At 71.5% G+C, this 19,024-nt stretch carries 16 protein-coding genes; 5 read left to right on the top strand and 11 right to left on the bottom strand.

What is annotated here, in order from left to right; translation table 11 throughout:
* The first annotated feature begins 194 nt into the window (after positions 1 to 194).
* Together ACFY1S_RS27005 and ACFY1S_RS27000 are read left to right on the top strand one after the other, a co-directional pair.
* A complete protein-coding gene (locus ACFY1S_RS27005; RefSeq protein ID WP_387123410.1) occupies positions 195 to 1,073 on the top strand; it encodes a peptidylprolyl isomerase in 879 nt (292 codons plus the stop codon).
* A gap of 58 nt (positions 1,074 to 1,131) precedes the next feature.
* Entirely contained in the window at positions 1,132 to 1,971 is an 840-nt protein-coding gene (locus ACFY1S_RS27000) for a peptidylprolyl isomerase (RefSeq protein WP_364371190.1), read from the top strand.
* A 66-nt stretch (positions 1,972 to 2,037) separates the two neighbouring features.
* Here ACFY1S_RS27000 and ACFY1S_RS26995 read toward each other — a convergent pair whose 3' ends face one another.
* The 8 genes from ACFY1S_RS26995 to ruvC form a co-directional block, all read right to left on the bottom strand.
* Positions 2,038 to 4,548 carry a RelA/SpoT family protein gene (locus tag ACFY1S_RS26995; RefSeq protein WP_387123407.1) on the bottom strand — a complete coding sequence of 837 codons (2,511 nt, stop codon included), beginning with the start codon at positions 4,546 to 4,548 and terminating at the stop codon, positions 2,038 to 2,040.
* Positions 4,549 to 4,718: 170 nt separating this feature from the next.
* Positions 4,719 to 5,285, bottom strand: coding sequence for an adenine phosphoribosyltransferase (locus ACFY1S_RS26990; RefSeq protein WP_387123405.1), 567 nt, complete (start codon positions 5,283 to 5,285; stop codon positions 4,719 to 4,721).
* A 104-nt stretch (positions 5,286 to 5,389) separates the two neighbouring features.
* Entirely contained in the window at positions 5,390 to 6,583 is a 1,194-nt protein-coding gene (gene secF, locus ACFY1S_RS26985) for a protein translocase subunit SecF (RefSeq protein WP_387123403.1), read from the bottom strand.
* Between the two features lies 1 nt (position 6,584).
* Entirely contained in the window at positions 6,585 to 8,504 is a 1,920-nt protein-coding gene (gene secD / locus ACFY1S_RS26980; protein ID WP_387123401.1) for a protein translocase subunit SecD, read from the bottom strand.
* A 279-nt stretch (positions 8,505 to 8,783) separates the two neighbouring features.
* The gene (gene yajC, locus ACFY1S_RS26975; RefSeq protein WP_387123399.1) at positions 8,784 to 9,143 is read right to left on the bottom strand and encodes a preprotein translocase subunit YajC; all 360 of its coding nucleotides are present in this window, start codon (positions 9,141 to 9,143) and stop codon (positions 8,784 to 8,786) included.
* A 121-nt stretch (positions 9,144 to 9,264) separates the two neighbouring features.
* On the bottom strand, positions 9,265 to 10,332 hold the full coding sequence (gene ruvB / locus ACFY1S_RS26970) for a Holliday junction branch migration DNA helicase RuvB (RefSeq protein WP_364371205.1): 1,068 nt from the start codon (positions 10,330 to 10,332) through the stop codon (positions 9,265 to 9,267).
* Positions 10,329 to 10,931, bottom strand: coding sequence for a Holliday junction branch migration protein RuvA (gene ruvA, locus ACFY1S_RS26965; protein ID WP_387123396.1), 603 nt, complete (start codon positions 10,929 to 10,931; stop codon positions 10,329 to 10,331). The genes ruvB and ruvA overlap by 4 nt, the downstream gene beginning before the upstream one ends.
* Positions 10,928 to 11,455, bottom strand: a complete 528-nt coding sequence (gene ruvC, locus ACFY1S_RS26960; protein WP_387123394.1) for a crossover junction endodeoxyribonuclease RuvC — start codon at positions 11,453 to 11,455, stop codon at positions 10,928 to 10,930. The genes ruvA and ruvC overlap by 4 nt, the downstream gene beginning before the upstream one ends.
* 666 nt (positions 11,456 to 12,121) lie before the next feature.
* On the opposite strand from ruvC, the gene ACFY1S_RS26955 reads away from it, so the two are divergent.
* Positions 12,122 to 12,904 (top strand): 3-hydroxybutyrate dehydrogenase, encoded by a 783-nt coding sequence (locus ACFY1S_RS26955; RefSeq protein ID WP_387123392.1) that lies wholly within the window; start codon positions 12,122 to 12,124, stop codon positions 12,902 to 12,904.
* A 14-nt stretch (positions 12,905 to 12,918) separates the two neighbouring features.
* Positions 12,919 to 14,838, top strand: a complete 1,920-nt coding sequence (locus ACFY1S_RS26950) for a helix-turn-helix domain-containing protein (protein WP_387123571.1) — start codon at positions 12,919 to 12,921, stop codon at positions 14,836 to 14,838.
* A 10-nt stretch (positions 14,839 to 14,848) separates the two neighbouring features.
* On the opposite strand, the gene ACFY1S_RS26945 is transcribed toward ACFY1S_RS26950, so the two are convergent.
* From ACFY1S_RS26945 to ACFY1S_RS26935, 3 genes are all read right to left on the bottom strand, one after another.
* On the bottom strand, positions 14,849 to 15,457 hold the full coding sequence (locus ACFY1S_RS26945) for a TetR/AcrR family transcriptional regulator (RefSeq protein WP_387123390.1): 609 nt from the start codon (positions 15,455 to 15,457) through the stop codon (positions 14,849 to 14,851).
* An 11-nt stretch (positions 15,458 to 15,468) separates the two neighbouring features.
* Entirely contained in the window at positions 15,469 to 17,037 is a 1,569-nt protein-coding gene (locus ACFY1S_RS26940) for an MFS transporter (protein WP_387123388.1), read from the bottom strand.
* Between the two features lie 164 nt (positions 17,038 to 17,201).
* Positions 17,202 to 17,834, bottom strand: a complete 633-nt coding sequence (locus tag ACFY1S_RS26935; protein WP_387123386.1) for a transcriptional regulator — start codon at positions 17,832 to 17,834, stop codon at positions 17,202 to 17,204.
* Between the two features lie 193 nt (positions 17,835 to 18,027).
* Between ACFY1S_RS26935 and ACFY1S_RS26930 the strand changes: the two genes are divergently transcribed.
* Positions 18,028 to 18,885, top strand: coding sequence for an SPFH domain-containing protein (locus ACFY1S_RS26930; protein WP_387123384.1), 858 nt, complete (start codon positions 18,028 to 18,030; stop codon positions 18,883 to 18,885).
* Positions 18,886 to 19,024 lie beyond the last annotated feature (139 nt).

The following is a 19,024-nucleotide window of genomic DNA, read 5'->3' as shown; positions in this document are numbered from 1 at the left end:
CCGTCCCGCCCACCCCGTCCAGCACAGTGACATCGCCCGATAAACGCTGCTCGCGCAGGGGTGGACCTCGTACACCACATTCCCAGTCGCTAGCCGTACACTCTGGCGGGCGTGTGGCGCGGCACACGTGACGCCCGGACGGGCCGGGACGCCCGGCCGCCGGCGACGACCTGGCGAAGGAGAGGGGAGCACCTGTGGCTTCCAGCAGGGACCGGCAGCGCAAACTGGCGCGTGCCAAGCTCGACCGACAGTTGGCCCGCCGGGCAGCCGCCACGCGGCGGCGTCGGCAGATCCAGGCCGGTGTCGGTGCCGCGCTGGTCCTCGTGCTGATCGTGGCCGGCTCGGCGTGGGCGCTGGGGGCGTTCGACTCCGACCCGAAGCAGAACACGGCCGCGGAGGACACCTGCCTCTGGACGCCGCAGGACGCGACGGCCAACACCAACCTCAAGGACGTCGGCACGCCGGAGACCAAGGGCCTGCCGACCGCCGGCACCCGGGCGATGACCGTGACCACCAACCAGGGCGCGCCCATCACCGCCGAGCTGAACCTCGCCAACTCGCCGTGCGCGGCGGCGAGCATCGCCCACCTGGCGAGCCGGTCGTTCTACGACAACACCAAGTGCCACGAGATCACCGCCGAGGGGGCGCTGCGCTGCGGCGACCCCAGCGGCACCGGCCTGGGCGGGCCCACCTACTCGTTCTACGACGAGGAGGTGCCGACCGTGCCGTCGGCGTCCCCGTCGACCAGCCCGGCGCCCGGCCAGCCGCCCACGTACCCCAAGGGGACCGTGGCGATGATCTCCAACCCGCCGGGCAGCAACGGCAGCCAGTTCCTGATCTTCTTCAAGGACTTCACCACCACCGACCCCAAGTACCCGGTGGTCGGCAAGGTCACCGGCGGTCTGGACGTGGTCGAGAAAATCGGCGCCCTGCCGACCGTGGACAATGGGACCGGGGCGAAGGTCAAGCCCAAGACCGATGTGGTGATCCAGAGCCTCACGGTCGGCGAGCCGGCCACCGGCGCGGCAGCGTCGCCGTCCGGCGCCCCGGCCAGCAGCCCGAGCGCCGGCTGACCCCTCGCACCACCCACCCGAGCGGCACCCGGAAACAGACAGCCAGGAGGATCCAGGCGTGACGTCCACCAGAGAGCGGCAGCGCGCGGCGGCACGCGCCCGACTCGAGAAGGAGATGGCCGAGCGGGCGGGCAAGGCCCGCAAGCGCCGCCAGACGCAGGCGATCGTCAGCGCGGCCGCCGTGCTGGTGCTCGTGGTCGCCGGCACCGTCTGGCTCGCGACCACCCTCGGCGGCGACGACGACAAGACCGACACCGCCGCACCGGCGGCCGGCGCGGCCGAGTGCGTCTACAACGAGCTGCCGGCCGACCAGCGGTCCCCGCAGATCAAGGATGTCGGGCTGCCGAGCAACCAGCAGTCCGCCAAGGGTGTGCAGACCATGACGATCACCACGAACCTCGGCCCGATCACGGCCAAGGTCGACAGGTCGTTGGTGCCGTGCACGGCGGGGGCGTTCACGCTCCTCGCGGACAAGAACTTCTTCGACAACTCCAAGTGCCACCGCCTGGTGACCGAGGGCATCAAGGTGCTCCAGTGCGGTGACCCGAGCGCCACCGGCAAGGGTTGGCGGGACACCGACGGCACGGGCGGCCCGAGCTTCCGGCTGCCGGAGGAGAACCTGCCCACCGACAAGCGCCCGCCGTACCCGGAGGGTGTCATCGCGATGGCCAACTCCGGGCAGCCGGGCAGCACCGGCAGCCAGTTCTTCATCGTCTACGGCGACTCGCCGTTGGACCCGGCGTACACGGTGCTGGGCACCGTCACCGGCGGCATGGACCTCGTCAAGGACGTGGCCAAGGCCGGTGACGACGGGGCGTTCGCCCAGCAGGCCGGTGGTGGACACCCGAAGAAGGAGGTCGTCATCACCGACCTCACCATGGGCCCGCCGCAGGGCTGACACCAGCGCAGACGACGAAGCGCCCGCCGGCTGAGCCGGCGGGCGCTGTCGTGTCCGGGGTACGCCTCAGGCGCCCGAGGTGACCCGGTACGCGTCGAACACGCCGTCGACCTTGCGGACCGTGGCCAACAGGTGGCCCAGGTGCTTCGGGTCGGCCATCTCGAAGCTGAACCGGCTCACCGCCACCCGGTCGCGGGTGGTGGTGACGGTGGCGGAGAGGATGTTGACCCGCTCGTCGGAGAGCACCCGGGTGACGTCGGCCAACAGCTTGTGCCGGTCCAGGGCCTCGACCTGGATGGCGACCAGGAACGTCGAGGCGGACGTGAGCTTCCAGCTCACCTCGACGACCCGCTCGGCCTGCGCCCGCAGGTCCTCGGCGTTGGCGCAGTCGTCGCGGTGCACGCTCACCCCGCCGGAGCGGGTGACGAAGCCGAACACCGAGTCCGGTGGGACCGGCGTGCAGCAGCGGGCCAGCTTGATCCAGACGTCGCTGACGCCCCGGACCACGACACCGGGGTCGCTGCTGCTCTGCCGGCTGCGCGGCGGCCGGGTGGCGACGGCGGTCTCGGCGATGTCCTCCGCCGCGCCCTCCTCGCCGCCGTACGCGGCCATCAGCTTCTGAACGACCGACTGGGCGGAGACCTGGCTGTCGCCGACCGCCGCGTACAGCGACGCCACGTCGGCCAGGTGCAGGTCCCGGGCGATCGACATCAGCGCGTCGGAGGTGAGCATCCGCTGCAACGGCATGCCCTGCTTGCGCATCGCCTTGACGATCGCGTCCTTGCCGGCCTCGATCGCCTCCTCGCGGCGCTCCTTGTTGAAGTACTGGCGGATCTTCGTGCGGGCACGGGGGCTCTTGACGAAACCCAGCCAGTCCTGCGTCGGGCCGGCCGTCTCGGACTTCGACGTGAAGATCTCGATCACGTCGCCGTTTGACAGCGTCGATTCCAGCGGCACCAGCTTGCCGTTGACCCGCGCCCCGATGCACTTGTGCCCCACCTCGGTGTGCACCGCGTACGCGAAGTCCACGGGCGTCGACCCGGTCGGCAGCGGGATGACGTCACCCTTGGGGGTGAAGACGTACACCTCCTGGCTGGACAGGTCGAAGCGCAGCGCGTCCAGGAACTCGCTCGGGTCGGCCGCCTCGCGCTGCCAGTCCAGCAGCTGCCGCAGCCAGGTCATCTCGTCGATGTGCGCCGGCGGGCCGACGATCTGGGTGCCCTTGTGCTCCTTGTACTTCCAGTGCGCGGCGATGCCGAACTCCGCGGTGCGGTGCATCGCGTACGTGCGGATCTGCATCTCCACCGGCTTGCCGGTGGGCCCGATGACAGTCGTGTGCAACGACTGGTACATGTTGAACTTGGGCATCGCGATGTAGTCCTTGAAGCGGCCCGGCACCGGCTGCCAGTTGGCGTGGATGACTCCCAGCGCCGCGTAGCAGTCGCGCACCGTGTCGACCAGGATCCGCACACCCACCAGGTCGTAGATGTCGTTGAAGTCGCGACCCCGCACGATCATCTTCTGGTAGATCGAGTAGAGGTGCTTCGGCCGTCCTGTCGTCTCCGCCTTGATCTTGGCGGCCTTGAGGTCGGTGCCGACCTTCTGGGTGACCTGGCGCAGCAGCGACTCCCGCTGCGGCTGGTGTTCCCCGATCAGCCGGTTGATCTCCTCGTAGCGCTTCGGGAACAGGGTGCCGAAGGCGAGATCCTCCAGCTCCCACTTGATCGTGTTCATACCGAGCCGGTGCGCGAGCGGTGCCAGGATCTCCAGCGTCTCCTTGGCCTTCTGCTCCTGCTTGGGGCGGGGCAGGAAGGTCAGGGTGCGCATGTTGTGCAGCCGGTCCGCCAGCTTGATCACCAGCACCCGCGGGTCCTTGGCCATCGCCACGACCATCTTGCGGATCGTCTCGGCCTTCGCCGCGTCGCCCAGCTTGACCTTGTCGAGCTTGGTGACGCCGTCGACGAGCAGGGCGACCTCGCCGCCGAAGTCGGCGCGCATCGCATCCAGCGTGTACTCGGTGTCCTCGATGGTGTCGTGCAGCAGCGCGGCGACGAGCGTGGTGGTGTCCATGCCCAGGTTGCCCAGGATGGTCGCCACGGCGAGGGGGTGCGTGATGTACGGGTCACCGGACTTGCGGTACTGCCCGGAGTGCCACCGCGCGGCCGTGTCGAAGGCGCGCTGGAGCAGCCGCGCGTCGGCCTTCGGGTGGTTCTCCCGATGGCTCGCGATGAGCGGCTCCAGGACCTCGCTGACCTGCGAGGTCTGCCATGGCGCGTTGAACCGGGCCAGCCGGGCGCGGACCCGGCGGCCGGTGGGCGCGTTGGACAGCCCGAAGCCGCCGCTCGGGGACGGGTCGACACCGGCGTCGGTCGGGAACGGGACGACGACCCCGTCGGCGCCCGCCTCCGCCGCCTGCGGAGCGGTGGCCGGGAGCACCGCGCTCTCGCCCGGGGCTCTGCCGTTGCCGTTGCCCGTCACCCGGGCCGGCGTGTCACCCGTCCGCTCGGTCACCGAGCCGTCAGCGTCGCCTGTCGGATGCACCGTGCCCTCCACCGGAGGGACGACATCGTGGGACACCGGCCTCCTCACCGCTCGCCGGAAACACACCGGCCGAACACCGGCCGGCCTGGTCTCGTGCCGCCGGACGGGGTACCGCCGGCGTCAGCAAAGGGCAATGCTACCCGCACGGACGGTCCCCTGCCGCTCCGCCGGACGGTCGACGCCCGGCCCGACCACCAGGCTCGGGCTCAAACGGTCAGCAGGGCATGGACGGGACGCGGAGCCAGCCGCTCCCGGCCGCCCAGGAAGGCGAGTTCCAAGAGCACCGTGAAACCGGTGACCGTACCGCCGGCCCGCTCGACCAGATCCAGCGTCGCCTCGGCGGTGCCGCCGGTGGCCAGCACGTCGTCGACCACGAGCACGCGGTGCCCGGCGGTGAACGCGTCCTCGTGCACCTCGAGGGTCGCCTCGCCGTACTCCAGGGCGTAGGAGACCGAGTGCGCCACGCGGGGCAGCTTGCCGGCCTTGCGCACCGGCACCACACCCACCCCTGCCGCGTACGCGACAGCCGCCGCGACGACGAACCCGCGCGCCTCGATGCCGACCACGACGTCGAAGCCGTCCCGCCCGTGATAGCCGACGATCCCGTCGACCACCTCGCGGAACGCCTTCCCGTCGGCGAACAACGGCATCAGGTCCTTGAACAGGACGCCGGGCTGGGGAAAGTCGGGTACGTCCAGCACCCGGCTGGCGACCAGCCGGGCGGTCTCCGGGCCGCTGTCCCCGCGCGCGGCGGTGCTGTGGGTCTCCGTCACGACTGTTCCGTTCCCTTCCGACGACGACGGCGTCCGGCGATGCTGCTCGCACAGCATGCCGGACGCCGTTCGGGCGTTTCCTCCCGGGGCGGCCCCGGGGACGGTCAGCGCCTCTTGGCGCCACCCGGACGGTTGCCGCCGCCACCGGGGCGACCGCCCCGGGCGCCGGTCGGCCGCTTGCCCGCCGGCCGCGCGCCCACCTTCGGCGCGGCGCCGGCCAGCGCGGCCGCGTCCGGGTCGGGCTCGGCGGCGGTGCCGTCGGACTGGGTCGGGCTCGGTGCGCCCTTCGGCGTGACCTCACCGCGGGCCAACGCGCCCCGGCGGGCCAGCACCCGCTTGTTGTGCGCCTGGATCCGCGGGTCGTAGTTCTTCAGCAGCGCCAGCAGCGGCGTCGCCACCAGGATGGAGGTCAGGAACGCCACCGCCATACCGACGAACAGCACCAGGCCGAGGTCCTTCAGCGTGCCCGCGCCGAGCAGGCCGGCGCCGATGAAGAGCAGACCACCGACGGGCAGCAGCGCCACCACTGACGTGTTCAGCGACCGCATGAGGCTCTGGTTGACGGCCAGGTTGGCCGCCTCGCCGTACGTCTGGTTGTTGTTGGCGGTGATGCCCCTGGTGTTCTCCTGCACCTTGTCGAAGACCACCACCACGTCGTAGAGCGCGAAGCCCAGGATCGTGAGGAAACCGATGATCGTCGACGGCGTGACCTCGAAGCCGACAAGCGAGTAGATGCCGGCGGTGAGGATCAGGTTGGTGATCAGCGAGGCGACGGCTGCCACGGCCATCCGCCACTCGAAGCGCAGGATCAGGTAGACCATCACCAGCGCGATGAAGATGACCAGACCCAGCACGGCCCGCTCGGTGACCTGGCTGCCCCACGCCTCACTGACCTGGTTGCTGCTGATCTCGTCGACGTTGATGCCGAGGTCCTGGGCGATCTGGGCCTTGACCGCGGTGGCCTGATCGGCGCTGAGCTGCGGCGTACGCAGCTCGTACGAGTCGCCGCCCGGGCCGCCGACCTTCTGCGTGGTGGCCACCTCGACGCCGGTGTTCTCGGCGGCGAGCGCCGAGTTGACCTCGCGCTCGGCGTCGTCAAGCGTGCCGACGCTTGCCGGCACCTGGAACGAGTTGCCGCCGGCGAACTCAATGCCGAGGCTGAAGCCGCGCAACCCGAAGCTGAGGATCGCGATCAGGATCAGGACACCGGTGACGCCGAACCAGAGCTTGCGCTTACCGACGATGTTGAGACCGGCCTCGCCGTTGTAGAGGCGGCTCGCCAGACCGTTAGCAGCCATCTCAGGCCTCCTTGGCGCGCGGGTTGCGGGGCTGAGTCTGCTGGGTGCGGGCCGGGAGCGCCCGGCCCAGACCGCTGACCCGCGGGGACAGGAACGCCCGGGTCCGGGCGAACATCGTCATGATCGGGTGCCTGAAGAGGAACACCACGACGAGGTCCAGCACGGTGGCCAGGCCCAGGGCGAAGGCGAAGCCCTTGACCGTGCCGACCGAGACCACGTAGAGCACCACCGCCGAGAGCAGGGTGATCGCGTTGGCCGAGATGATCGTCCGGCGGGCGCGGATCCAGGCACGGGGCACCGCGCTACGCGGGCTGCGCCCCTCGCGGATCTCGTCCTTCAACCGTTCGAAGTAGATGACGAACGAGTCCGCCGCCACACCGAGCGAGACGATCATGCCGGCGATGCCGGCGAGGGTGAGCGTGAAGCCGATCTGCCGGCCGAGCACCACGAGCGCCCCGAAGACCAGCAGCGCCGAGAGGATCAGGCTCAGGAAGATCACCGAACCGAGCAGCCGGTAGTAGAAGAACGCGTAGATGATGACCAGCAGCATGCCGATGCCGGCCGCGAGCAGACCGGCCCGCAGGTGGCTGGCGCCCAACGTGGCGGTGACGTTCTGCGCCTCCTGCTGCTCGAAGGTCACCGGCAGCGCGCCGTAGCGGAGCTGGCCGGCGAGCGCGCTCGCGTCCTTCTGGGTGAAGTTGCCGGTGATCTGGGAGTTACCGGTCAGCACACCCTGGATCTCCGGGGAGGAGACGATCTCGTTGTCCAGCACGACGGCCACCCGGCACTTGCCGTCCTGGCCCAGCGCGGTCGCGTCGCAGGCCTGGCCCTCGTTGTTGAACGCCTCACGGGTCAGCGCGGTCCACTTGCCCTGGCCGTCGCCCGTGAAGTCGAGGCTGACCACCCAGGAGTTGGTCTGGTCGAGCACCGCGTCGGCGTCGGACACGTCCGTGCCCAGCACCTTGGCCTGGTCGAGCAGGTACTTCGAGGCGCCGTCCTCGCAGGACACCACCTGCTGCTTCGGGTCGGAGATCGACGCCGGGGGGCGCTGGTCGAGCTGCGCGCAGCCGATCGTCGGCACGTTGAACTGCATCTGCGCCGGCAGCACCGCCACCTCCTGCGGCGACAGCGTGCCGAACGGCTTGAGCTTGTCGGCAAGCGACGGGTCGGCGGTCAGGTCGGCCGGGGCCTGCAGGCCATTGGCCGCCTGCCACGCGGGGGCGCCCACCTTCTGCTCGACGGCCTTGCGCTGCTCCTCGATGCTGGCCGGCACCGGCTCGGCGCTGGCGCTCGGCGTCGGCGCGGCGGCACTCGGCGAGGCCGGGGCGGATGCCGACGGGGTCGGCGCGACGCTTGGCGACGCCGGGGCCATCCCGCCCTGGCCGCCGCTGGGCGACGCGGTCGCCTTCGGCGCGTTGCCCGACGGGGTCACCTTCGGCGCGGCGCTGCCCGACGGGGCCGGCGACGCGGCGCCGGACGGGGTCGGCGTGGCGGCCGGTGGCGCCGCTGCCGCCCCACTGCCGTCGGCGGCCTTGAGCACCTTGCGGAAGCGCAGCTCGGCCGCTTCGCCGACGTCGTCGAGGTTGCGGTTCTCACCGGGCAGGGAGATGACGATGTTCCGGTTGCCCTCGGTGACCACCTCGGCCTCGGCCACGCCGAACGCGTTGACCCGGCTCTCGATGATCTGCCGGGCCTCCTCGAGGTTGTCCGCCGTCGGAGGCTTGCCGTCGACGGAGTTGGTCGCCTCCAGCGTCACCCGGGTGCCGCCGATCAGGTCCAGACCGAGCCGTGGCTCGAGCCGGTCCTTCCAACTGCCGCTGGCACCGCCCGCGAAGAACACCAGAAGGTAGAGGACCACGAAGATGAACCCGAGCACGGCGAGCTGCCGGCCGGGGCGCATCTGTCCCTGAGGTGGTGCCACGGTTGTCCTGTCTCCCTGTACGGTCGCGCCGCTGCGAGCGGCGGCGGCGAGTGTCGGGCCGGGGGCCCCGGCCGACGGGTCTGACCTGAGCCGGCGAGGTGCCGACACGATGGCCGGACGGGCCGACGCGGGACGCCGACGGTCACGGGAACGTGCCGACGCCCGGCGTCGACCCAACTATCCAGTTTTCACGTCTCGTCCGCTGCCCCGTCGGGCGCGGCGACCCCGAGGAGGGCTCGACCCGGCCGTACGCCGGAGGGCACCACCCGGGAGGGAAAATCACTCCTTGACGGTGTCCGCGTCCTCGGTCACCGGCTCGCTCGGCAGCTCAGCGCGGGTGACGACCCGGGCGATGGCGGGCCGGGCGTAGCGCGTCTGCACGCCGGGGGCGACCTCGATCAGGACGGTCTCGTCCTCGACGCCCGTGACCGTGCCGTAGAGCCCACCGATGGTGACGACCTCGTCGCCGGGGCCGAGCGCGGACTGCATCGCCTCCGCCTCGCGGCGGCGCTTCTGCTGGGGGCGGATCATCATGAAGTACATGACACCGAAGAGCAGGGCGATCATCAGGATCGGCGTGAAGCCGCCGGCCCCACCGCCGCCCGCTGCTAGGTAATGCACAGTTACTGACCTTCCCATTGGCCACCTGCCCGGCACGGGAGTGCCGGAGCGGAGGCGGATTCTCACGTCCCGTACAGACCGCGGCGAAGTCTAATCCCTGCACCTGAGAACACCGAATGCGGCACAGATCACGTTCACATCACGGCTGATCGGTCTCCAACGAGAACAGATCGGGCACTGGTGGGACTTCTACACCAAATGTACCATTCGGGGGCGTTCGGCCCAGATGCCGCCAGGCGGCCTCGGTGGCCACCCGACCCCGAGGGGTACGCGCCAGCAGGCCGGCCCGCACCAGGAAGGGCTCACAGACCTCCTCCACGGTGTCCGGCTGCTCCCCCACCGCCACGGCGAGCGTCGACAACCCCACCGGCCCGCCCCGGAACGAGTCGACGAGCGCGGTCAACACCGCCCGGTCCAGTCGGTCCAGGCCCAGCGCGTCCACGTCGTACACCGTCAGCGCCTTGCGGGCGGTGCCCAGGGTGACCACGCCGTCGGCCCGGACCTCGGCGTAGTCGCGGACCCGGCGTAGCAGCCGGTTCGCGATCCGTGGCGTGCCCCGGGACCGGCCGGCGATCTCCGCCGCGCCGTCGGCGGTGATCGGCACACCCAGGATCCGGGCCGAACGGTGCAGCAGCGTCTCCAGGTCGGCGGGGGCGTAGAAGTCCAGGTGTGCGACGAAGCCGAACCGGTCGCGCATCGGCCCGGTCAACAGACCCGAACGGGTCGTCGCCCCGACCAGGGTGAACGGCTCCACGTCCAACGGGATCGCTGTCGCGCCGGGCCCCTTGCCGACCACCACGTCGACCCGGAAGTCCTCCATGGCGCTGTACAGCAGTTCCTCCGCCGGACGCGCGATCCGATGGATCTCGTCGATGAACAGCACGTCACCCTCGGCGAGGCTGGTCAGGATCGCCGCCAGGTCACCCGACCGCTCGATCGCCGGACCGCTCGTCACCCGGATGCCCGCGCCCAGCTCGGCGGCGACGATGTTGGCCAGACTCGTCTTGCCCAGGCCCGGTGGACCCGACAGCAGGATGTGATCCGGTGGCGAGCCCCGCCGCATCGCGCCCTGCAACAACAGGTCGAGCTGGTCGCGTACCCGGTCCTGGGCGATGAACTCGGCCAGCCGCCTCGGCCGGACCGTGGCCTCCACGTCCCGGTCGGCGTCGCTGACGTACGCCGAGACGAGCCCCTCCGTCTCGCTCATCGGGTACGGCCCAGCAGGCGGATGGCCTGCTTGAGCAGGACCGGTACGGGCGGCGTCGCACCGTCGATGGTCTCCGCCACGGCGGCCACCGCCTGGTCGGCCTGCCCGGCTGTCCAGCCGAGGCCGACGAGCGCCTGGCGGACCTGGTCGGGCCAGGCGCCGCCGGTCACCCCGCCCACGCCGTCCGGCCCGATCGAGACCGGGCCGATCCGGTCGCGCAGCTCCAGCACGAGGCGCTCGGCGCCCTTCTTGCCGATCCCGGGCACACGGGTCAACGCGGCGGTGTCGGCGTTGGCGATGGCCTTGCGGACCGCGTCGGGGGTGTGCACGGCCAGCACCGCCTGGGCCAGCCGTGGGCCGACCCCGCTGGCGGTCTGCAACAGCTCGAACAGCGCCCTGGCGTCGTCGTCCGCGAACCCGTAGAGGGTCAGTGAGTCTTCCCGCACGATCAGGCTGGTGGCGAGTCGTGCGGTCTGACCGACCCGCAGCTCGGCCAGCGTGCCGGGGGCGCAGTGCACGGCCAGGCCGACCCCGCCGACCTCGATCACGGCCAGGTCCGGTCCCGTCGCGGTCACCGTGCCGCGCACGCTGGCGATCATCGTGTTCCTCCTCGTCGTACCCGGTCGGCCGCCGCGGCCAGCTTGGAGCGGGTCCCGCCGCGCCACACGTGGCAGATGGCCAGGGCGAGCGCGTCGGCCGCGTCGGCCGGCTTCGGCGGCTCGTCCAGCCGCAGCAGCCGCGTCACCATCGCCGTCATCTGCGCCTTGTCGGCCTGACCGGAGCCGGTCACCGCCGCCTTCACCTCACTCGGGGTGTACGTCTGCACGGGCAGCCCGGCACGCGCCCCGGCCAGCACGGCGATGCCGCTGGCCTGTGCGGTGCCCATCACGGTGCGCACGTTGTGCTGGCTGAACACCCGCTCCACGGCGACGCTCTCCGGCTGGTGCTCGGCCACCAGTTTGGCAAGGGAGCGGTCCAGGTGCAGCAGGCGCAGCGCCAAGTCGTCGGCCGGATCGGTGTAGACCACGTAGTAGGCGACAAGCGTGCAGGGCCGGCCGGGAACACCCTCGACCACGCCCACCCCACACCGGGTCAACCCCGGGTCCACACCGAGAACGCGCACGCCGCCCCCTCCCCGACCATCAGCAGTACGTGTGTTCGACACCCTAACCGGCGCCCTTCCCACCAGCCCCACGGGACACGCCCTCCCCGCGCCCCGCGCCCCGCGCCCCGCGCCCCGCGCCCCGCGCCCCGCGCCCCGCGCCCCGCGCCAAGATCCTCACAACATCCCCGAAGTTGCTGCCTCCGACGCGCGAGAGACAGCACTAACCCTGAAAGTGCGCGGATCTTGCGCCAAGCACCGCCCTCAGGAACCGGGAGCCGGTGCTGTCAACGATGCGGTGGTCACGAAGCGTCAGGGAGCCATTAGATCCGGGATCGAGTGCGACCTGCGGCGTCCCTGGCCATACCTCTCACCCCGCCCCTTTGCTCTGCAGCTCAATATGCACCGATAGCGGAGCGTCACTGTCGCCGTCGTGGGTGCAGAGCAAAGGGGGTAGTCGGCGCGACCGCGGGCCGGGGAGCGAGGCGACCGCGGGCCGGGGAGCGAGGCGACCGCGGGCCGGAGAGCGAGGCGAACGCAGGCCGGGAACGGGCGAACGCGGGCCGGGATAGGGGTGAGAGCAACGGCGTCCTGGCAGCAGGGGCGGGTGGGCCACACAGCTTGGGACCGGAGTATGTGTCGTCGGCCCATGTGCCGGGGGTCTCACAGCTCGTAACTTCTTGCGCCATGACGGCAGAACCCGTGGCGGTCCCCCACGTCGTACAGGTCGACCTCGCCGGTCGTACCGCCCTGGTCACCGGGGGCGGGAGCGGCATCGGGCGGGCGTGCGCCCTGCGGCTGGGCGCGGCCGGAGCCCAGGTGCTCGTGGTGGACCGCAACCTGGAGGCGGCAAAGGCGGTGGCCGCCGAGGTCGGCGGCCGGGCCGAGGGCGTGGACCTGGCCGACGCCGCCGCGGTGGATCGGCTCGACGCGGACGTCGACATCGTGGTCAACAACGCTGGGCTCCAGCACGTCGCCCCGCTTCAGGACTTCCCCGTCGAACGCTTCGAGTACATCCAGCGGGTGATGGTCGAGGCGCCGTTCCTGCTGATCCGTCGGGCGCTGCCGCACATGTACGCGCGCGGCTGGGGCCGGATCGTCAACATCTCCTCGGTGCACGGGCTGCGCGCCTCGCCGTACAAGGCGGCCTACGTCTCGGCCAAGCACGCCCTGGAGGGGCTGTCGAAGGTGGTGGCGTTGGAGGGCGCCGCGCACGGCGTGACGGCCAACTGCATCAACCCGGCGTACGTGCGCACGGCGCTTGTGGAGAGCCAGATCGCCGACCAGGCCGCCAGTCACGGCATCGACGAGTCCGAGGTGATCGAGAAGATCATGCTGGCCCGCGCGGCGATCAAGCGGCTGATCGAGCCCGAGGAGGTGGCGGAGCTGCTGGCGTACCTGTGCTCGCCCCCGGCGGCCTTCATCACCGGCGCGTCGATCGCCCTCGACGGGGGCTGGACGGCGAACTAGTGCGCCCGAGCACAATGTTGACCATGTCGTCGTCGGTGGAGTTCCTGGAGCTGCTCGCCCGCGAGGCCGCACCCGTGGAGTTCGAGGGACCCCTGGTGGCCGCGCGGGCCGCCGGCCTGCCGGCCGAGCGGCTGGCCGAGGTGGAACAGGCCAGGACCGTGGCGCTGCGGGTCCGCGCGCTGCTGGAGCGCCGGCGTCGCCGGGAGACCGAGCTGTCCGGGCTGTACGACACGGTCAGTGACCTGGCCGGCCTGCGTGACCTGGACGACGTACTGCGGGCGATCGTGCACCGGGCGCGCAACCTGCTCGGTGCCGACGTGGCCTACATGACGCTCAACGACGACGAGCGCGGCGACACGTACATGCGGGTGACCGACGGGTCGGTCTCGGCCCGCTTCCAACGTCTGCGGTTGCCGATGGGCGCGGGCCTCGGTGGTCTGGTGGCCCAGTCCGGTGCCCCGTACGTGACGGCGAACTACGGCGAGGACGAGCGCTTCCACCACACCGGGGAGATCGACGCGGGGGTCGGCGAGGAGGGCCTGGTGGCGATCCTCGGCGTGCCGTTGCGGCTCGGTTCGACCTCGATCGGGGTGCTCTACGCGGCCAACCGCTCCGCCCGGCCGTTCGCCAGGGAGGAGGTGGCGCTGCTGGTGTCCCTCGCCGCGCACGCCGCGGTGGCGATCGACACGGCCCGGCTGCTGGCCGAGACCCGGTCGGCGCTGGCCGAGCTGTCGGCGGCGAACACCACCATCCGGGCGCACAGCAGTTCGGTGGAGCGGGCCGCGGCGGCGCACGACCGGATGACGGCGCTCGTGCTGCGCGGCGGCGGGGTGGAAGACGTGGCCGCCGCGGTGACCGAAGTGCTCGGCGGCTCGCTGCTGGCGTTGGACGCCGAGGGGCGGCTGCTGGCCCGGGTGGGTGAGATCGACGAGCCGGACCGGACGGACATCGTCGAGGCGGTGGCCGCGTCGCGGACCGAAGGGCGCAGTGTGCGCCGCGGCCCGCTCTGGTACGCGGCGGTGGTGGCGGGCGCGGAGAACCTGGGCGCGCTGGTACTGCACCCCGACGACGAGCTGGTCGACGCCGACCAGCGGATCCTGGAGCGGGCGGCGCTGGTGACCGCGCTGCTGCTGCTGTTCCGGCGGACCGTGGCCGAGGCCGAGGGGCGGGTCCGTGGCGAGCTGCTCGACGACCTGATCGCCCGGCCGTTGCGGGACACCGACGCGCTGCGCAGCAGGGCCCGTCGGCTGGGTGTGGACCTGGACGCCCCGCACGTGCTGGTGGCGGTGGGCGACGACGCGATCGCCGCGACCGGTTCGGCCCGGCAGCGGGTGCTGTCCTGGGCCACCACGTACGCCTCGGCGCGTGGTGGTCTGGCGGCGGCGCGCGACGGTCGGGTGGTGCTGATGCTGCCGGGTCGGGACGCCGGTGGCAGCGCCCGCGCGGTGGCCCGGGACCTGTCCCGGGTGACCGGCCGCCCGGTGACCGCCGGTGCGAGCGGCCCGGCCACCGGGCCGACGGCGCTGGCCGGGACGTTCCAGGAGGCGGACCGGTGCCTGACCGCGCTGGGCGCGCTGGGTCGGGCGGGCCAGGGGGCGAGCACGGCGGAGCTGGGCTTCGTCGGGCTGCTGCTGGGCACGGTGGGTGACCGGGGCGAGACGGACGTGACGCAGTTCCTGCGCGCCACAGTCGGTCCGGTGGTCGACTACGACGCCCGGCGGGGTACGGCGCTGGTGAAGACGTTGGAGGCGTACTTCGGTGTGGGTGGGAGCCTGGCCCGGGCCGCCGAGCAGCTGCACGTGCACGTCAACACGGTGACCCAGCGGTTGGAGCGGGTCGGTCAGCTGCTCGGCGCGGACTGGCAGCGGCCGGAGCGGGCGCTGGAGGTGCAGTTGGCGCTGCGCCTGCACCGGCTGCGTACCCCCGCCGCCTGACCGGCGGCGCTCAACGCGCCTGGATGCCCGCCAGGACGGTGTCGACGACCTGCGCGGGCAGGGTTTGTTCGTCCAGCTCCGGGTTCCACTGGAGCACCCGTTGGATCAGCATCGGCCCGGTGAGCAGCGCCATGGTCACCTCGACGTCGATGTCGGCGCGGATCACACCCTCGTCGATGCCGCGCCGCAACACCTCGCGCATCAGCTGCCGGCGCGGGGCGATGATGCTCTGGTAGAGCCGGAAGTGGTCCGGGCTGCGGTTCACCTCGGGCACCAGGCACGGCATGATCTTCGACGCGCGCGGGTCGACGTTCCTCCCGATGGCGCCGACGAGCAGGATCAGGTCGTCCCGGACGGAGTGCCCCTCGGGTTGCGCCAGGACGCCCTTGAGGCGTCGCAGCGCGTCCAGCAGCAGCGCTTCCTTGCCGGCCCAGCGGCGGTAGATGGTGGCCTTGCCGACCCCGGCGCGGGCGGCGATCGCCTCGATCGACAGCGCCTCGATGGTGCTGCCCTCGGCGAGCAGGTCGAGGGTCGCCTCGATGATCGCCTCGTCGGCGCGGACGCTCCGCGGTCGCCCGGGCGACCGCGGAGCATCAGCAGTGGACGTCATGTCCGACATTGTTCCCGAACCTATGCCGTGCCGGCCAACTCGGGCTCGGCGACGGGCGTCACCGCGGCGCCGGTCGCGGTCTCCCGACCCGGCATCCAGCGCAGCACCACAAGCATTCCGAGCGCGGCGACCAGCGCGGAGAGGCCCGCGGCCCAGTGCATCGCGGTGACGAAGGCGTCGTTGGCCGCCGCGATCAGCGTCGGCGCCGCCGGGCCGAGCTGCCCGGCCGCCGCGTACGCCCCGGAGATCGACTCGTTGGCCGCGTCCTGCGCCTGGGTGGGCAGTCCGGTCAAGGCGTCGCTCACGTCGGCGCGGTAGACCGCGGACAGCACCGAGCCGAGAACTGCCACGCCGAGCGCGCCGGCGACCTGGCGGACGGTGTTGCTCACCGCGGAGCCGACGCCTGCCTTCTCCCGGGGCAGCGCCGACATGATCGACTCGGTGGCGGGCGGCATGATGTTCGCCATTCCGACGCCCTGGATGAAGAACACGACGAGCACGATCCAGATCGGGGTGGACGCGCCGATGAAGGCGAACGCGGCGAGCGCCACCACGGTGAGCGCGAGGCCGACGGTGGCCACGGCCCGACCGCCGTAGCGGCGGACCATCGCGGCGCTGCGCGGCGCGAAGATCAGTTGCGCGCCGGCGAACGGCAGGAAGAGCAGGCCGGTCTGGAGCGGGCTGTAGTCGCGTACGAGTTGCAGGTAGAAGGAGCTGAAGAACATCACGCCCATCGCGGCGAAGAACACGAGGCCGACGATCGCGACCGGCGCGGCGAAGCGGGGCACCTTGAACAGCCGGACGTCAAGCGACGGGTGGTCGCTGCGGCGCTCGTGCTGCACGAACCAGGCCAGCACCGCGAGCCCGACCACTATCGAACCCCAGGCCACCGGGCGGTCGAAGCCGTGCTCGCCGCCGTCGATGATGCCGTAGGACAGGGCGACCAGGCCGACCACGGAGAGCAGGACGCCGAGCACGTCCACGCGCCCGGGCCGCGGGTCACGCGACTCGGGGACGAGCAGCGCCACCAGGACGACGCCGGCGGCCACCACCGGCACGTTGATCAGGAAGACCGAGCCCCACCAGAAGTGCTCCAGCAGCGCGCCGCCGAGGATCGGGCCGATCGCCACGGCCAGGCCGACCGCGCCGGCCCAGACTCCGATGGCCCGACCGCGCTCCCGCGGGTCGAAGACGTTGGAGATGATCGACAGCGTCACCGGCATGATGGCCGCGCCGCCGACCCCCATCAGGGCGCGGGCCGCGATGAGCTGGGCCGGGCTCTGCGCGTACGCGGAGAGAAGCGACGCCAGCCCGAACAGCACCAGACCGATCATCAGGAAGCGCTTGCGGCCGGAGCGGTCGCCGAGCACTCCGAAGGTGAACAGCAGCCCGGCGAAGACAAGCGTGTAGGAGTTGATGGACCACTCCAGCTCGCCCTGGCTGGCACCTAGCCCGTGCACCGGGTCGGCCAGGGTGCGCAGGGCGACGTTGAGGATCGTGTTGTCCAGGACGACGACGAGGAGGCTGATCACCAGCACCCCCAGGATCGCCCACCTCCTCGGGTGTCCTGTGTTGTCGTGCAGTTCCATGCCCGGTTCTCCCCCCGGTTTTCACCCGCCGCAATACGATACGGGTCAGACTCGTAACGGCGATCAGACTACGACGACCAATAACGATACGGAACGGGTTCGTATCTGATGTGGCGGGCGTCACGTCCGAAACGACGTTTGGGGGGCGCGCGACCCGGTCGGGATCAGCGCGAACGCGTGCCGTCGAGGCAGACCTCGACGGCAGCGGAGAGCGTGCCCAGTCGGCGGGCCGGCGCGGCGAGCGGCTCGATCCAGCCCGGCCCGGCGCCGTACACCCGCAGGAGCGGGAAGTCCCGCGCGAACCGCACCAGGCGGTACGCGCGGCCGGTGACCGGCGTCTGCGACCAGAGCACGACTGTGTGCGGCACGGCCCGGTGCACGGCGCTCGTCAACGCCGACCAGGGCAGCGCGGGGCCGAGGTGCAGACAGCCTCGCCCCCGCTCGCGCAGCGCCGCGGCGAGCGCGTGCAGGCCGAGCGAGTGCGCCTCCTTCTCGGCGCCGGCCAGCAGCACCCCGCCGGTGGGCAGCGAGCGGCCCGGCTCTCTGCGGTACACGTCCAGGCCGACCCGGACGCCCTCGCACAGGGCGCGTTCCACGGCGATCTCGGCGGCGGTACGCCCCGACAGCTGGACCAGCAGCGGCCGGCACACCTGCTCCCACAGCGCCGGCACACCCCACACGTCGGCGAACTCCAGCACCAGCGTGGCGACACGGCTGCCGTCCAGGTCCTCGGCCGCCAGGCGGACCTGCTTGTGCGCGGTCTCCACGGCCTCGGCCGGCATCGGATCGGTCAACACAGACGTACCCCCGGGTAGACGTTTCCTACCCAGGGGTTCGCCGAAACGACGCGCGACGGATGCGGCGGCGCGGAATTTACCGGCGGCGGCCCGCCGGTAAGTGGGCCAACGAGGGGTCACCGGCCCGCACCGCCGATTTGACGTGACCCCCTAGGTTGATGATCCACACAGCCCAACGGAAGGTCCCCACCCCATGCCCGTCGGCTTCACCATGGCGATCGTCTTCGCCGTCGCCCTGGCGGTCAGCGCCGTCGTCGCCCTGGTCGCCCCCGCCCGGCCGCTGAAGCGGGCGGCCGCCCTCGCGGCGCTCGGCTTTCTCGCCCTCACCCTTGTGGTCGGCATCGCCTCCAGCGCCCACTCGGTGCCGATCCGCTCGGTGGGCATCGTCACCAGCTTCGGCAAGCCCACCGGCGAGGTGACCGGCTCGGGCCTGAAGTGGGTGGCCCCCTGGCAGAAGGTCGGCGAGTGGGACGCCGGCCGCCAGAAGTACGACCACATCGGCGGCAACAACTGCGTACGGGTGCGCACCGGCACCCTCGCCGACGCCTGCGTCGAGGTGCTCGTCGAGTGGCAGGTCAAGCCGGAGAACGCGCCGAAGCAGTTCATGGACTACAAGGGCGACTTCACCAGCTTCCGGGGCCAGCGGGTGGGTGTGCAGCTCGACAGCGCCGTCAACGACGCGTTCGCCGCGTACAACCCGCTGGAGAAGATCGACGCGCAGACAGGTGACCTCAACGTCGACCTGAAGCCGTTCGCCGCGAACATCAAGACCAGCGCGGAGACCCGGCTCGCCACCGACGTGGACATCCTCTCGGTCACGATCACGCGGGTGAACCACGACGACAAGACCGAGGGCAACATCAAGGCGTTCCAGGACAAGCTGGCCCAGACCCGCAACCTGGAGCAGGACCGCAAGAACGCCGAGATCTCCAAGCAGATCACCGAGACCAACGCCAAGGTCGACAAGGTGACCCGCTGCCTGGAGATCGCCGAGAAGAACGGCGCCAACCCGGGGCTCTGCATCAACCCGGGCATCGTCACCGGCAAGTGAGAACGAGTCGGGCCCCCCCGCACCGGGGGGGCGACACCCCCCCCGTCGATTCTCGGCTCAGGAGGGCAGCGTGTGCGCACCCACGTGCCGCCGCGAGTAAGCGGCGGGGGGGGAGGCGCCGCCCCGCAAGGCGGCGGGG

This window comes from Micromonospora sp. NPDC000663 (genome assembly GCF_042898105.1).
Classification (GTDB): Bacteria; Actinomycetota; Actinomycetes; order Mycobacteriales; family Micromonosporaceae; genus Micromonospora.
The sequence above is the reverse complement of the archived record's forward strand: the minus strand, read 5'-3'. Positions and strand labels throughout refer to the sequence as shown.